This window comes from Brevibacterium antiquum CNRZ 918, from assembly GCF_900169145.1.
GTDB lineage: Bacteria > Actinomycetota > Actinomycetes > Actinomycetales > Brevibacteriaceae > Brevibacterium > Brevibacterium koreense.
Genome location: NZ_FXZD01000004.1, coordinates 180431 through 193845 on the forward strand (window position 1 = coordinate 180431; position 13415 = coordinate 193845).

At 61.8% G+C, this 13415-nt stretch carries 16 protein-coding genes; 15 read left to right on the top strand and 1 reads right to left on the bottom strand.

Annotated features, from left to right (window positions below; genetic code table 11):
• Positions 1–140 precede the first annotated feature (140 nt).
• From rpsP to BANT918_RS07760, 13 genes are all read left to right on the top strand, one after another.
• Positions 141–566, top strand: a complete 426-nt coding sequence (rpsP, locus tag BANT918_RS07700) for a 30S ribosomal protein S16 (protein WP_101619695.1) — start codon at positions 141–143, stop codon at positions 564–566.
• A 1-nt stretch (position 567) separates the two neighbouring features.
• On the top strand, positions 568–798 hold the full coding sequence (locus tag BANT918_RS07705) for an RNA-binding protein (protein WP_009885102.1): 231 nt from the start codon (positions 568–570) through the stop codon (positions 796–798).
• A gap of 244 nt (positions 799–1042) precedes the next feature.
• Complete coding sequence (gene rimM / locus BANT918_RS07710; RefSeq protein WP_101619799.1) at positions 1043–1546, top strand: ribosome maturation factor RimM; 504 nt, start codon at positions 1043–1045, stop codon at positions 1544–1546.
• Positions 1547–1554: 8 nt separating this feature from the next.
• A complete protein-coding gene (trmD, locus tag BANT918_RS07715) occupies positions 1555–2382 on the top strand; it encodes a tRNA (guanosine(37)-N1)-methyltransferase TrmD (protein ID WP_101619696.1) in 828 nt (275 codons plus the stop codon).
• A 175-nt stretch (positions 2383–2557) separates the two neighbouring features.
• Positions 2558–2899, top strand: a complete 342-nt coding sequence (gene rplS, locus BANT918_RS07720) for a 50S ribosomal protein L19 (protein WP_101619697.1) — start codon at positions 2558–2560, stop codon at positions 2897–2899.
• Positions 2900–2932: 33 nt separating this feature from the next.
• The gene (gene lepB / locus BANT918_RS07725; protein ID WP_101619698.1) at positions 2933–3556 is read left to right on the top strand and encodes a signal peptidase I; all 624 of its coding nucleotides are present in this window, start codon (positions 2933–2935) and stop codon (positions 3554–3556) included.
• A 117-nt stretch (positions 3557–3673) separates the two neighbouring features.
• On the top strand, positions 3674–4378 hold the full coding sequence (lepB, locus tag BANT918_RS07730; RefSeq protein ID WP_101619699.1) for a signal peptidase I: 705 nt from the start codon (positions 3674–3676) through the stop codon (positions 4376–4378).
• Positions 4378–5109, top strand: a complete 732-nt coding sequence (locus BANT918_RS07735; RefSeq protein WP_101619700.1) for a ribonuclease HII — start codon at positions 4378–4380, stop codon at positions 5107–5109. The genes lepB (BANT918_RS07730) and BANT918_RS07735 overlap by 1 nt, the downstream gene beginning before the upstream one ends.
• A complete protein-coding gene (locus BANT918_RS07740) occupies positions 5106–5423 on the top strand; it encodes a DUF2469 domain-containing protein (protein ID WP_092107263.1) in 318 nt (105 codons plus the stop codon). Before BANT918_RS07735 ends, BANT918_RS07740 begins: the two co-directional genes overlap by 4 nt.
• Before the next feature lie 294 nt (positions 5424–5717).
• Complete coding sequence (locus BANT918_RS07745) at positions 5718–6086, top strand: YraN family protein (protein WP_233429251.1); 369 nt, start codon at positions 5718–5720, stop codon at positions 6084–6086.
• A complete protein-coding gene (locus tag BANT918_RS07750; RefSeq protein WP_101619702.1) occupies positions 6083–7633 on the top strand; it encodes a YifB family Mg chelatase-like AAA ATPase in 1551 nt (516 codons plus the stop codon). Before BANT918_RS07745 ends, BANT918_RS07750 begins: the two co-directional genes overlap by 4 nt.
• Positions 7630–8865: a DNA-processing protein DprA gene (dprA, locus tag BANT918_RS07755; RefSeq protein ID WP_101619703.1), complete on the top strand. Its 1236-nt coding sequence runs from the start codon at positions 7630–7632 to the stop codon at positions 8863–8865. The genes BANT918_RS07750 and dprA overlap by 4 nt, the downstream gene beginning before the upstream one ends.
• A gap of 52 nt (positions 8866–8917) precedes the next feature.
• Positions 8918–9877, top strand: a complete 960-nt coding sequence (locus tag BANT918_RS07760) for a tyrosine recombinase XerC (protein ID WP_101619704.1) — start codon at positions 8918–8920, stop codon at positions 9875–9877.
• A 68-nt stretch (positions 9878–9945) separates the two neighbouring features.
• On the opposite strand, the gene BANT918_RS07765 is transcribed toward BANT918_RS07760, so the two are convergent.
• The gene (locus tag BANT918_RS07765) at positions 9946–10887 is read right to left on the bottom strand and encodes a D-alanyl-D-alanine carboxypeptidase family protein (RefSeq protein WP_233430402.1); all 942 of its coding nucleotides are present in this window, start codon (positions 10885–10887) and stop codon (positions 9946–9948) included.
• Positions 10888–11552: 665 nt separating this feature from the next.
• Between BANT918_RS07765 and rpsB the strand changes: the two genes are divergently transcribed.
• Positions 11553–12524: a 30S ribosomal protein S2 gene (gene rpsB / locus BANT918_RS07770; protein ID WP_101619706.1), complete on the top strand. Its 972-nt coding sequence runs from the start codon at positions 11553–11555 to the stop codon at positions 12522–12524.
• A 34-nt stretch (positions 12525–12558) separates the two neighbouring features.
• On the top strand, positions 12559–13386 hold the full coding sequence (tsf, locus tag BANT918_RS07775; protein WP_101619707.1) for a translation elongation factor Ts: 828 nt from the start codon (positions 12559–12561) through the stop codon (positions 13384–13386).
• Positions 13387–13415 lie beyond the last annotated feature (29 nt).

Below are 13415 nucleotides of genomic sequence, written 5' to 3' on the forward strand. Positions count from 1 at the left end.
GAGTCTTGTACTTTTGCTTCCGACGTGGGCCCTCTCTTCCGCGTTGAGGCGATAGTCCAGGTCACAGACTCCGCTAGGTCAACCCCACGATTCTTCTGGAATCTCTGTGCAACAAAAAGACAAAAGGAGACACCACTAAAGTGGCAGTCAAAATTCGCTTGACCCGCATGGGCAAAATCCGTGCACCGCACTACCGCGTCGTCGTGGCCGATTCGCGCACACGTCGCGATGGTAAGGCCATCGAACAGATCGGCATCTACCATCCGACCCGCAACCCTTCGGTCATCGAGATCGACTCAGAGCGTGCGCAGCACTGGCTCTCCGTCGGTGCTCAGCCGACCGATCAGGTTCGCACCCTGCTGAAGCTCACCGGCGACTGGCAGAAGCACACCGGCATCGGCGAAGCAGTGAACACTGTGAAGCCGCAGCCGGAGAAGGAAGCCTACGTGGCTCCCACTGCCGGATCGGTGATCAAGGAGGCTATCACTCCTAAGGGCTCGGACAAGGCTGCTGAGCCTGCTGAGGAAGCAGCTCCTGCTGCTTCCGAAGAGAGCGCTGAAGCCTGACATGTTGGCTGATTCGCTCGAACACCTGGTCCGCGGCATCGTCGATCATCCAGACGATGTTGCTGTTCGATCCCGCTCGTCACAGCGCGGGACCACGCTCGAGGTTCGGGTTCACCCGGAAGACCTCGGTCGTGTCATCGGTCGCGCTGGAAGAACCGCAAAGGCTCTGCGCACCGTGATCAACTCTCTTGCCGGCCGTGAGTCGGTGCGAGTGGACCTCATCGAGGCGTAACACCTTCATTAGGAAAGGGGGACGCGGCGTGTCATCGCCGCGTCCCCCTTTCCTGTATTCACTGATCTGCTTGTATTCACTGTTCTCTTGGTGACGAAGGACGCTGTCATCCGGATGCGGCGCAGATATAACCGAATCAGCCGACTAAACTGTGTGCGTGACGAGAATGCGCACCCGCATCTTCACTTTCACACGGATCGTCACACGCACGAGCCTGAGCACTTTCATGAACACGAGGAGCAGTATGGACACGGTGATCGCCCGGTTGGGCAAACCGCACGGCATCAAAGGCGAATTCACCGTCGAGGTGCGCACCGACAGGCCGGACGAACGGCTCGTGCCTGGTCAGACGTACTCCACCGATCCCGACATCGGTGAGCTGACGCTGACGTCGGCGAGATGGCACCGGGACCGTCTGCTGCTGACCTTCGACGAAGTCCCCGATCGGAATCGGGCTGAGGAGATCCGCAACACCCTCATCCTCAGCGACCAGGAGGAAGACGGCGAGGTTGAGGACGACGCCTGGTACCTCGAAGACCTCATCGGGCTTCGAGTCCTCGAGGGTGAGACACGCGTCGGCGAGATCGTCGACGTCACGAACGGCACCGCCCAGGACCTGCTCCATATGAAGCACGTCGACGGTCACCAGGCGCTCATTCCCTTCGTCACTGAGATTGTGCCCGAGGTCGACGTTGAAGCCGGGTGGATCAGAGTCACGCCTCCGGCTGGTCTCTTCGACGTCTCGTGAGCCCAGGCATGAAGATTGACGTCGTCTCCATCTTTCCGGAGTACCTCGCTGGGCTTCAGCTCTCCCTCATCGGCAAGGCCGTCGATCAGGGGCTGCTTCACATGAACGTCCACGACCTGCGCGACTTCACCTTCGACCGGCACAACACCGTCGATGACTCACCCTACGGTGGGGGCGCTGGAATGGTGATGAAGGCCGAGCCCTGGGCGTTGGCGCTCGAGCACATCCTCGGCGGGGAATCTCTCGGGACGACCGTTGACGAGCAGACGGTGACTGGAAACTCTGTCGACGCGGAATCCGACGCAGCTGTGAAGCCGATTCTCATCGTGCCCAGCCCCGCTGGACCCGTGTTCAATCAGCGCATCGCCGAGGAGCTCTCTGGTGCCGAGCACCTCGTATTCGCGTGCGGGCGATACGAAGGGATCGACCAGCGGGTCATCGACTGGTCAGCCGACCATTTCGACCTGCGGCCTATGAGTATCGGAGACTATGTGCTCAACGGGGGAGAGGTTGCCTCAATGGTGATGATCGAAGCAGTCAGTCGCCTCATTCCCGGAGTCATCGGCAACCCTGAGTCGCTGACAGAGGAGAGCCACGAGGACGGACTCCTCGAATATCCGATCTATACGAAGCCCTCCAGCTGGAGAGACCGGGAGGTGCCCGAGATTCTGCTCAGTGGAAACCACGGCGCGATCGCACGGTGGAGGAGGGATCGGAGGCTCGAACGCACAGCCGAGGTCAGGCCCGATCTGCTTGCAGAACTCCCCAGTCTCGACAAGCATGACCGTGCCGTTGTGGAACGGTTTGAGTCCCGAGATGAATCCATGAAAGAATAGATCGTCGCGTTTGTTGGCATCCACCTGCTTCAGGGGGATGGATGCCCAAGACCGTTCTCCGATGACGACATCGGAGAATTTCGGGGAGTGATCCCGACAGACGATCCAATCACCGGTGAAACCGGTCCGATATGCGTGTCCTCGACCTGAAGCTGGGGACACATGGAGAAACACAATGCAGAAGCTTGATGTTGTTGATGCAGCCTCGTTGAAGACTGACGTTCCTGAGTTCCGTCCAGGCGACACCCTCAACGTTCACGTGCGCGTGATCGAAGGATCGCGTTCGCGTATCCAGGTGTTCAAGGGAATCGTCATTCGTCGCCAGGGCGACGGAATCCGCGAGACCTTCACCGCTCGTAAGATCAGCTTCGGCGTCGGCGTCGAGCGCACCTTCCCAGTGCACTCGCCCATCGTCGAGAAGCTCGAAGTCCTCGCCCGCGGTGACGTTCGTCGCGCCAAGCTGTACTACCTGCGCGAACTGCGCGGCAAGGCTGCACGCATCCGCGAAAAGGCCTGATTATTGCCTGGCACTGTGGGCAATGATCACGCTGTGCCGAAGAATCAAGAAGACGCGACCTTCGGGTCGCGTTTTCTGTATTCGGGCCGCATCTGGAAGATCGTCGCTGTGATCGCGATCCTCATCATCGTCATCGGCGGGTCGGTTCGCGGGTTCGTCATCCAACGGTTCACAATCCCCAGCGCATCGATGGAACCGACTCTGGACGTCGGCGATGACATCACAGTGTGGCGCCCCGACGCGCTGCGTTCACACATTCAGCGCGGAGACATCGTCGTCTTCGACGGTCGTGGCTCCTTCGTCGACGATGCCCTGCCGACCCCGCTGCAGAAGGTGGGATCATGGGTTGGGCTCGGAAGCCGAGACGTCTACTACGTCAAACGCGTTATCGCGGTCGGCGGAGACACACTCCAATGCTGCGACGCGCAGGGACGGCTGTTACTCAACGACGAACCCCTGAACGAGGACTACGCGCCACACCCTGCCTCAGCCATCGAATTCTCGATCGAAATTCCAGCCGACACTATGTGGGTGATGGGTGACAACAGGAACAACTCCGCAGACTCGCGCGCACTGATGGGCAAACCCGGGGGCGGATTCATCCCCTTCGACCGTGTCATCGGACCCGTCATCGGGCATGGTTCCTCGGTCGACTGACCGGTCGACTGACCGGAAGACCGAGATGATCGCTGCCTGAAAGGCGCCGCGACGGGGTGCTGGTACGCTCATTCCAGCCCCTCCGCGGAACCTGTGGCCCGATGCGAAAGCGAACGAATGTCAACCGAATCAGAAGCTTCCCCGCCTTCAGCCTCGAAGAGGTTCCTCCGCGGCCTGCTCGAGACCGCAGCGATCATTCTCGTCGCCATTCTCATCTCCACCGCACTCAAGACCTGGGTCGTCCGCTCGTTCTACATCCCTTCGGGATCGATGATGGAGACCCTGCAGATTGATGACAGGGTCCTTGTCAACCAGCTTGCGCCCCGGTTCGGACCAGCCAATCGCGGGGACATCATCGTCTTCGACGACCCCGACCATTGGCTGAGCCCTGAAGAGGTCTCGGAATATGAGCCCAACCCTCTCCTCGAATTCGTTGGACTGGCTCCCGCTGATGGGGGCAATCAGTTGATCAAACGTGTCATCGGCGTCGGCGGCGACACCGTCGAATGCTGCGACGCGCAGGGACGCATCCTCGTCAACGGTGAACCCATCGATGAGACATACCTCGACGATGGCACTGCTCCCTCAGAGATGGAATTCGATGTCACCGTCCCAGAGGGCCACTACTGGGTGATGGGGGACAACCGCGGCAACTCCGCAGACTCCAGGTACCACGTCGACACACAGCCCTATGTGTCCGAAGACAACGTGGTGGGCACGGTCTTCCTCATCAACTGGCCCTTCAAACACTTCAGCTGGATGTCCACCCCGAAGGCGGTCTTCGCCGACGTCCCCAATCCCGAGGGAATCACCGGCAGCTGATGGCACAGATTGGATTGCACGACCTCAGCCTGGAACGCGCCCTGCTTGCAGAAGGCTACGAATTCGTCATCGGCATCGACGAGGTCGGCCGTGGGGCACTGGCAGGACCGGTCAGCGTGGGCGCAGCGCTCTTCGACCTCAGAGTCCTCACCGCCGCCGAGGTGCCCGAGGGCATTCATGATTCGAAGCAGCTGAGTGCGCTGTCCCGGCAAACCGCGACCGATCGTGTCAATCGATGGGCGCGCGCCACAGCAGTGGGGTCGACGACGCCGAGTGAACTCGACGAACTCGGGATGACCATGGCTCTGAACCTGGCCGGCCGTCGGGCACTGTCTGACCTGCTGATGGCTCTCGTCGGCTCGGCGGTCTTTCCGCCTTCGACGATGGTGCTCCTCGACGGCAAACATGATTGGCTTTCTGCACCACTCACGCTCGACTGCCTGGGGATATTTGGGCCCGCAGCGGACCTGGATCTGCCCCAGGTGCGGACCGTGATCAAAGGTGACGGCAGTGTTCCGGTCATCGCCGCGGCAAGTATTGTGGCAAAAGTGCACCGTGACGAGGCGATGATCGTACTCGCGAAGGCGCACCCCCAGTATGGTTGGGAGTCGAATGTCGGGTACGGAACCATCAGACACCGTCGGGGCATCGCCGACTTCGGCCCCAGCATTCACCACCGGAGAAGCTTCCGCCTGCAAACGACGCACGATGCGAAGGAGGGATCGTCATGAGCACTGATGATCTGGACGATTACGAAGCTCAACTGGAGCTGCAGCTCTACAAGGAGTATCGCGATGTCGTGGGACTCTTCGCCTACGTGGTGGAGACTGAACGACGTTTCTACTTGGCCAACCACGTTGATCTCAAGGCCCACAACGACGCCGGAGACGTCTATTTCGAACTGACGCTGCGCGACGCCTGGGTGTGGGACAGTTACCGATCGGCGCGTTTCATCAAGACGGTGCACGTGCTGACCTTCAAAGACGTCAACATCGAGGAGATCGCCAAGAGCGATCTGGAACCGCCGACATCAATCAGGGGCTGAGAGCAGATCAGGAGCCGTTCGCAGATCAGGGGCTGTCAGCCGGGCAGAGGTTGACAGCAAGCCGGGGTTGACCGTGAGCAGGGGTTGACTGCGATCAGCGGGTGCACAGCGAGAGTTTCTGGTTCACGATAACCACTCACCCACTCCTTACCTGTGGACCGGACCCCGACCCGCGCGTGATCGGCCTGTGGACGAGGAAGCGCCGTCCACAGGCCGGTCGTCTGCTCTTGTCGTGTCTGCAGTGCCGGTGGTGGTCTGTCTGTCATGGGACCAACATCTGGCAAACGGAGCACAATGACACAGGGAATGCGTCAGCGCTCTCTGGGGCAGACAGGGGAGGACCTGGCTGCAGGTTTCCTGCAACGGCAGGGAATGGTCATCATCGAACGCAACTTCAGATGCCCACGGGGAGAGATCGACATCATCGCTCGAGACGGTGACACCATCGTCTTTGTCGAGGTGAAGACCCGCAGAACCCTGGCGTTGGGGTCTCCGCTCGAGGCCGTGACCAGAGCGAAACTGAAGCGGATCAGAATGCTGTCGGGAATCTGGCTGCGTGGGCAGAGTGACTTCTTCGCCGCCATCCGCGTCGATGCCCTCGGCATCGTCATGGAACCCGAACCCGACTACTCTCATCGCTGCAACCTGCAGGTCGACTCGTGAGCGAAGAAGCGAAGCTCAACGTGATCGGACGCTCCTCCGCCGTCGCACTCTGGGGCCTGACAGGCAAGATCGTGTCCATCGAAGCCTGCGTCAGCGCTGGCCTGCCGGGTATCGACATCGTCGGTCTGCCCGATGCCTCCGTGAGCGAATCCCGGAAACGACTTCGCGCCGCACTCGCGTATCTGGGGATCCCCGTTGCCACTCAGCATCTGACGATCAACCTCACTCCTGGAACCGTGCCGAAGATCGGTACGGGTTTCGACCTGGGAATCGCCGTAGCCGTGCTCAAAGCTCAAGGCATCATCACCGAAACGGACACAGAATCGATCATCCACTGCGGCGAACTCGGCCTCGACGGGCGCATCCGCCCCGTCAACGGTGTGCTGCCGAGCCTGCACAGCGGTCTCCAAGCCGGCTTCGAAAGATTCGTCGTGCCTGTGGGCAACAGCCGGGAAGCATCACTGTTGGGTGGGGCCAGGGTCACAACCATCAACTCGTTGGCCGAACTGATCAACATCTATGGTGGAGCACTCAGCGTCCCGATGCTGCCACCGGTCTTCGACTCCGACACTGCCAACCTGGAAATTTCCGAACGCCACGACCTCGCCGAAGTCCAAGGGCAGGCCGAGGCGCGATTCGGACTCGAAGTCGCGGCAGCTGGTGGACACAATCTGCTGATGCGAGGCACACCGGGGGCCGGGAAGACGCTGCTGGCACAGTGCCTGCCGGGAATACTTCCACCATTGGACGACCCGCAAGCCGTCGAGGTAGCGGCGGTGCGCTCACTGCGGGGAGAGCTGAACAGCGGGGACGGGCTTGACCATCGGCCCCCGTTCGAGGCGCCCCACCACCGCAGCACCGCCTCGGCGCTCATCGGCGGGCGCAGGCCGGGGTCGATAGGAATTCTCAGCAGAGCTCATCGTGGCGTCTTGTTCATGGACGAAGCGCCCGAGTTCTCGCGGGATGTTCTCGAAGCACTGCGACAGCCGATGGAGGCTCGACAGGTCCACATCCACCGGGCCTGGGGCTCGATGGTTCTTCCGGCATCGTTCCAACTGGTGATGGCGGCGAACCCATGCCCCTGCGGAGCTGGAATGCGCGGAGCCGAATCCACCTGCCGATGCACGCCGATGGACAAACGTCGCTACCGCAACAGACTCTCCGGACCCTTGCTGGACCGAGTCGACCTGCAACTCGAACTGTTCCCCGTCTCACCTGCCGACATCCGCCTCGGCGGGGTACAGGAGGACAGTGCACCCGTCGCCGAGCGGGTCAGACGCGCCCGACAGCGGCAGGCCGAGCGATACGTCGACTGTGAGTGGACGCTGAACTCCAACGCACCCGGGGCCTGGCTGCGTGAGCACTTCTCCCTGAGTCCGAACAGTCTGCGCGACCTGGACCGCGCGCTCGACACCGGAAGGATCACCATGCGCGGATACGACCGAGTGCTGAGGGTGGCAACGACCCTGGCTGACCTTGAGGGGGCAGCCGCGCCCACTCCCGACAAGATCACGACGGCGCTGGCGCTGAGGACACAGGACTCATGAACGACGTCGGCAGTGGAGACATTCGGGCGGCTGTGGCTGCCCTGCTGAGGATCGGAGAACCCGGGGACGGGCTGCTCACGGGTCTCGTTGACGAGATTGGTCCTATTGCAGTGCTCGAACTGATCCGGGCAGTGGCAGCAGGAACGTCATCAGCAGCCGAGGCCGCCGACAGCCTGTCGTCGATCGTGACTGCGGTCGCCGGCAGTGGGCAGCTTGGAGAGGCATTCGACCGGTGGGCCGTGCGTGGTGCGGATGCACAAGGACACCGTGACCTCGAAGCAGTGCACAGACTGGGCGGGCGACTCGTCATCCCCAGCGACGACGAATGGCCGACTGCCCTGAGAGACCTCGGAACAGCGGCACCACTGGGACTGTGGATCCGAGGCACCGTGGCGCTGAACGCAGCACTGCAGCGGGCGGTCGCCATCGTCGGAGCGCGAGCGGCCAGCAACTACGGCACCAAATGTGCCTCCGATCTTGCCTGGGACCTGGCCGCGAGGGGGCTGACCATCGTCTCCGGTGGAGCCTTCGGGATCGATGCGGCAGCCCACCGGGCAGCCATCGCCCGTGAAGGCACCACGATCGCGTTCATGGCTGGGGGAGTCGACCGTTTCTATCCGGCTGCGAACACCGAGCTGTTCCACCAAGTGCTCGAGTGTGGTGCGATCGTGTCCGAAACCGCTCCCGGGATGACGCCTATGCGGCACCGCTTCCTGCTTCGCAACCGCCTGATCGCCGCCTCATCCCAGGTCACTGTCATCGTCGAAGCCGGCTGGCGCAGCGGAGCCCTCAACACCGCCCGACACGCTCTCGAGCTTTCGCGTGAAGTCGCGGCCTTCCCCGGATCCGTGTATTCGGCTTCGTCGACGGGAACCCACAGACTCATCCGACACCATGAAGCGCAGCTGGTGACCAGCTGCGAGGACGTCATCGCGCTCACCGGTGGTGTGGAACCGGCGCTGTTCAACGATGGGAGCCTCCCCTCCGAAGACCCCCGCCTGCCCTCCGAAGACCCGAACCGCTCATCACCCGATCCGACCGATGACCTGGCCGAACGAGAGAAGATCTGCCTCAATGTGCTCTCAGCGACCAAGGCATTGGCTGTCGGAACCGTGGCAGCACGGGCCGGACTGACGGTGCCGAACACTCTCTCCGCGCTCGCCGTCCTCGAACTTGCCGGAATGAGCGTCCGCCGCGAATCCGGGTGGGTCAAGATGCGCAGACAGGTGTGAGTCTTCGCTCAAGATCCATCGCGAGGCTCAGACGATCGCGTAACCTGGGGTTGTGACCCTTCCGAGAACCATCGCCGAGGTGGTGTCCGGCTATGCCGACCACTTGAGATCGCGTGACGTCTCCGCCCACACATCGCGGGCCTACATCTCCGATGTCACAGACTTCTTTGCCCATGCGGCCCACTCTCCAGCTGCCCGCACCCGGTCCCGCACCGCTGAGCCAGTGGTGGATGACATCGATCTCAACGATCTGCGTTCGTGGCTCATCGCCCTCGACGACGCCGGAGCGGCGAAGTCGACCGTGGCCCGGAAGATCGCAGCTGTGAAGTCCTTCTTCGCCTACTGCGTGAACCACCAGGGGCTGACGAACAATCCGGCGGCACGGCTGCGGACTCCCAAGAAGGACTCTCGTCTTCCCACCGTGCTCAAACCCCAACAGGCCGCCGATCTCGTGTCCCGAGAGCGCACTGCTCCCACCGAGGCTGAGCGCAGCGATCCCATCGAAGCAGCCAAACGGGCCAGGGACTCAGCCATCCTGGAGATGCTCTATGCCACGGCAGTGCGCGTATCGGAGCTGACCGGGCTGAACCGCAGCGACGTTGACCATCAGCGTTCGATGATCACTGTGCTGGGCAAGGGCAACAAGGAACGACGCGTCCCCTTCGGAACACCCGCGCGGTCGGCGTTGCAGCAGTGGCTGAACCTGCGGGAGACGTTCGTCTCAAATAGCAGCGGCGATGCGCTCTTCCTCGGTGTCAGAGGCGGTCGCATCGGAGCCAGGCAGGTGAGGGAACTCGTTCATCGGTACGGGTCCGATGACCCCAGCGCACCTGATATCGGCCCGCACGGACTCCGGCACTCGGCGGCTACACACATGCTCGACGGGGGAGCGGACCTGCGGCAGATCCAGGAGCTTCTGGGGCACTCGACTATGAGCAGCACACAGATCTACACCCACGTCTCGATGCAACGATTGCAGGAGACCTATCGGCAGGCACACCCCCGGGCCTGAACTCACTTCGCCGAGAGTCGTCTTGGCTCCGCCTTCTGGTCGGGTTGTTCATGGGACCAGCAGTGTCATCACCTTCGGAATTCCCAGTGCCACGGCTCAGGCAGAGAACCAGACTGGCGGGCCCAGCCTGGATGGATCCAACCGAACTTCGGTGCGTTTGCGCGCATCCACTGGTGCTCGGCGCTGCCAAACGAGTTGATTCCGCCGCCGAGGTCGACCGCCAGCGCCCAACCGTGGTTCGAGGTTCCGGGCCTCGCTGCCATCCGACCCTTGCGTCTTTTCAGGATGACCTGGGTGTCATAGTCACGGTAGGCATCAGTCACGGAGATTGGAGTCGAGAATCTGGCTTCGTAGGCGTGGGACATTCGGTCGAACGCCGCTTGGGCATCGCAGCGCAGCATCTGTCCGGGTGCCGACTTCACCGGGCACATTGCCGCGGCGGGAATTCGGCCATTGCGATGCCCGCCCCAGGCACCTGCCCCTGATCTCGTGGAGTCGCCGGTGTGTTCATGTGCGGGCTTGCGAGACAGAGGCAAGAGGATCGACTGCTCCTGCCCGAAGAAGACTGCCGGGTCGATGTACTTCTTCACTTCCTCGGACTTCCAGATGCCGACATGCAGGCACGATTCTTCGCAGTGCCCGCCCTGGGCAACTGTTCCGATCTCGGCACCGGCAGGGAACGCTTCACCCGTCTCCAGCGTCGACTCGGCTGGCTGGAAGGAGATGACGTATCCGGATTCCGTCTCGATGCTCATAGTCGGGGTGCTGGCCACAGAGCCTCGGAAGCGAATGGTCCCTCCGGCAGGTGCACGCACCGGTTCACCGCTGACCGTGAGCACATCGATGCCACGGTGTCCCCTCAGCCATGACTCTGTCGGTGGATCGAAGGCCTCGACGATCTCCATTGCGGGGACAGGCGAGACCCACGTCGGCCGCGCTTTGAATGCAGGTTCGGCGGATGCCGTCGAGAACGGTGCCCCCACCTCGGTGAGGGTGAAGGCAAAGACCATCAGGCTCACTGCCACAATGAGACGCACCCGCCGAGACACCGGCGAAGATGGAGTCCAGATGGAACGGACGGTGTTTCGAGAATCGGCGAAGAGGTCCATGAACCTATGGAAGCCCGGTCGGATCCGGATGTCAGGCGCGCGAGCAGTGCCTGTGGACGGCCCGCTGACGTGCACAGGCGATACGAACACGAGTGGTGCGGGGATCCACAGGAAACGACGCGCGAGTGACTGCGTTAGAATGCCTGATCAGACAGGTGCGCACCTTCTGAACCCGAAGGGCCAGTCGCAGATACGGCGCCCAAGAACCAACGTGGGACAGCGATATCCACACATCAGCGCACACGAGTCGAAGGAGCTCACCTCCGCAGGGCAGTCGAAAAACCGTCCAGAGTGTGATGCAGCCCATTTCGCAGGAGCCTGGTCGATTGGAAATGGCTTGGGAATCGGGGATAGACTGGCCTCAGCAGAAGCGTGTCTTCTGACTACGCGTATTCGATTTCTTCTCCATCCCATGGTGCAAATAGCCTGCGAGGGCGAATTTGTGGGGCGGATGAACCGAATACCAGGAATCAACCGAAAAGGTCACTGTTGCCGACGGCTCAACGCCGCCCGGAGAACACTGACGTAAAAGCGCCTGCGGGCGCGAGAGAAAGGAGGGCGTCGGCATGGCCGTCGTCACCATCCGCCAGCTGCTCGACAGCGGCGTTCACTTTGGACACCAGACCCGTCGTTGGAACCCGAAGATGAAGCGTTTCATCTTCACTGAGCGCAACGGCATCTACATCATCGACCTGCAGAAGTCGCTGGGATACATCGACACTGCATTCGAGTTCGTCAAGGAAACCGTGACCCACGGTGGCTCGATCCTCTTCGTCGGCACCAAGAAGCAGGCACAGGAATCGATCGCCGAACAGGCCAAGCGCGTGGGACAGCCCTACGTCAACCAGCGCTGGCTCGGCGGTATGCTCACCAACTTCCAGACCATCTCGCTGCGCCTGCGCCGCCTGAAGGAACTCGAAGAGATCGACTTCGACGACGTTGCAGGTTCCTCGCACACCAAGAAGGAACTGCTCATTCTCCGTCGTGAGAAGGACAAGCTGGAGAAGACCCTCGGCGGTATCCGCGACATGCAGCGGACCCCCTCGGCTGTCTGGATCGTTGACACCAAGAAGGAACACCTCGCTGTCGACGAAGCGCGCAAACTGGGCATCCCGGTCATCGCGATCCTCGACACCAACTGCGACCCTGATGACGTCAACTACCCGATCCCGGGCAACGATGACGCCATCCGCTCGGTGTCCCTGCTGACCCGCGTGATCGCCGACGCAGTGGCAGAGGGCCTCATCGCCCGCCACTCCTCGGACGACAAGGGCGGCGAGAAGAACGTCTCGGCTGTCGAACCGATGCCTGAGTGGGAGCGCGAGCTGCTCGAGGGCAATGCTCCGGCTTCCGAGGAAGCTGCAGCTCCAGCTGCCGACGCTGCCGAGAAGCCGGCCGCTGAAGAAGCCGCCGCTGATGCTGCTGAAGAGGCGACCGACGAGCCCCCAGTCGAGGCTGCTGCCGAGGCCGCTGACAAGGCGACCGAAGCACCCGCCGCAGAAGCTGCCGCAGACTCCACCGAGTCGACAGAGTCCTGATTTCCTTTAACTCCACCAACTTTTAGGAGAAAGAATGGCAAACTACACTGCCGCTGATATCAAGGCATTGCGCGAGAAGACCGGCGCCGGAATGATGGATGTCAAGAAGGCTCTTGACGAAGCAGACGGCGATCAGGCGAAAGCCATCGAGGTCCTCCGTGTGAAAGGCCTCAAGGGCGCCACCAAGCGTGAAGGTCGGTCCACTTCCGACGGTCTCGTGGCTACGCACGTCGAGGGTGGCGTCGGAACGATGATCGAGCTCAACTCGGAGACCGACTTCGTTGCGAAGTCCGATCCCTTCGTCGCACTCGCTGACGAAGTTCTGGGCCTGGCCGTGTCCAGCGACGCCGATTCGGCCGAAGCTGTTCTCGAGTCAACGAAGGACGGCAAGCCCGTTTCGGAGTTCATCACCGAAAGCGGTGCGACTCTGGGCGAGAAGGTTGCCCTTCGTCGCGTCGGGCGTCTCGAAGGCGCAAGCGTCGAGTCCTACCTGCACCGCACGAACAAGGACCTGCCCCCTCAGGTGGGCGTCCTGCTCGCGTACGAAGGTGACGACGCAACCGTCGCACACGATGTCGCAGTGCACATCGCAGCGATGAGCCCGAAGTACTTCTCCCGTGAAGAGGTCCCCGCTGACCTCGTGGAGAACGAACGTCGCATCGCTGAGGACATAGCGAAGAACGAAGGCAAGCCTGAGCAGGCTGTGCCCAAGATCATCGAAGGCCGCGTGAATGGCTTCTTCAAGGAGAACTGCCTGCTGGACCAGGGATTCGCCAAGGATCCCAAGCAGTCCGTGAGCAAGGTCCTCGAAGCTGCCGGTGTCAAAGCCACCGGATTCCTGCGCTTCCGCGTCGGAGCCTGAAGCACCATTGACCGCCGGGTGCGTCTTCA

Coding starts and splice junctions, on each gene's coding strand:
- BANT918_RS07735 (WP_101619700.1), top strand. CDS start 4,378: ATGGCACAGATTGGATTGCACGACCTCAGCCTGGAACGCGCCCTGCTT.
- dprA (WP_101619703.1), top strand. CDS start 7,630: ATGAACGACGTCGGCAGTGGAGACATTCGGGCGGCTGTGGCTGCCCTG.
- lepB (WP_101619699.1), top strand. CDS start 3,674: ATGTCAACCGAATCAGAAGCTTCCCCGCCTTCAGCCTCGAAGAGGTTC.
- tsf (WP_101619707.1), top strand. CDS start 12,559: ATGGCAAACTACACTGCCGCTGATATCAAGGCATTGCGCGAGAAGACC.
- BANT918_RS07765 (WP_233430402.1), bottom strand. CDS start 10,887: ATGGTCTTTGCCTTCACCCTCACCGAGGTGGGGGCACCGTTCTCGACG.
- rpsB (WP_101619706.1), top strand. CDS start 11,553: ATGGCCGTCGTCACCATCCGCCAGCTGCTCGACAGCGGCGTTCACTTT.
- rplS (WP_101619697.1), top strand. CDS start 2,558: ATGCAGAAGCTTGATGTTGTTGATGCAGCCTCGTTGAAGACTGACGTT.
- BANT918_RS07705 (WP_009885102.1), top strand. CDS start 568: ATGTTGGCTGATTCGCTCGAACACCTGGTCCGCGGCATCGTCGATCAT.
- trmD (WP_101619696.1), top strand. CDS start 1,555: ATGAAGATTGACGTCGTCTCCATCTTTCCGGAGTACCTCGCTGGGCTT.
- BANT918_RS07740 (WP_092107263.1), top strand. CDS start 5,106: ATGAGCACTGATGATCTGGACGATTACGAAGCTCAACTGGAGCTGCAG.
- rimM (WP_101619799.1), top strand. CDS start 1,043: ATGGACACGGTGATCGCCCGGTTGGGCAAACCGCACGGCATCAAAGGC.
- BANT918_RS07745 (WP_233429251.1), top strand. CDS start 5,718: ATGACACAGGGAATGCGTCAGCGCTCTCTGGGGCAGACAGGGGAGGAC.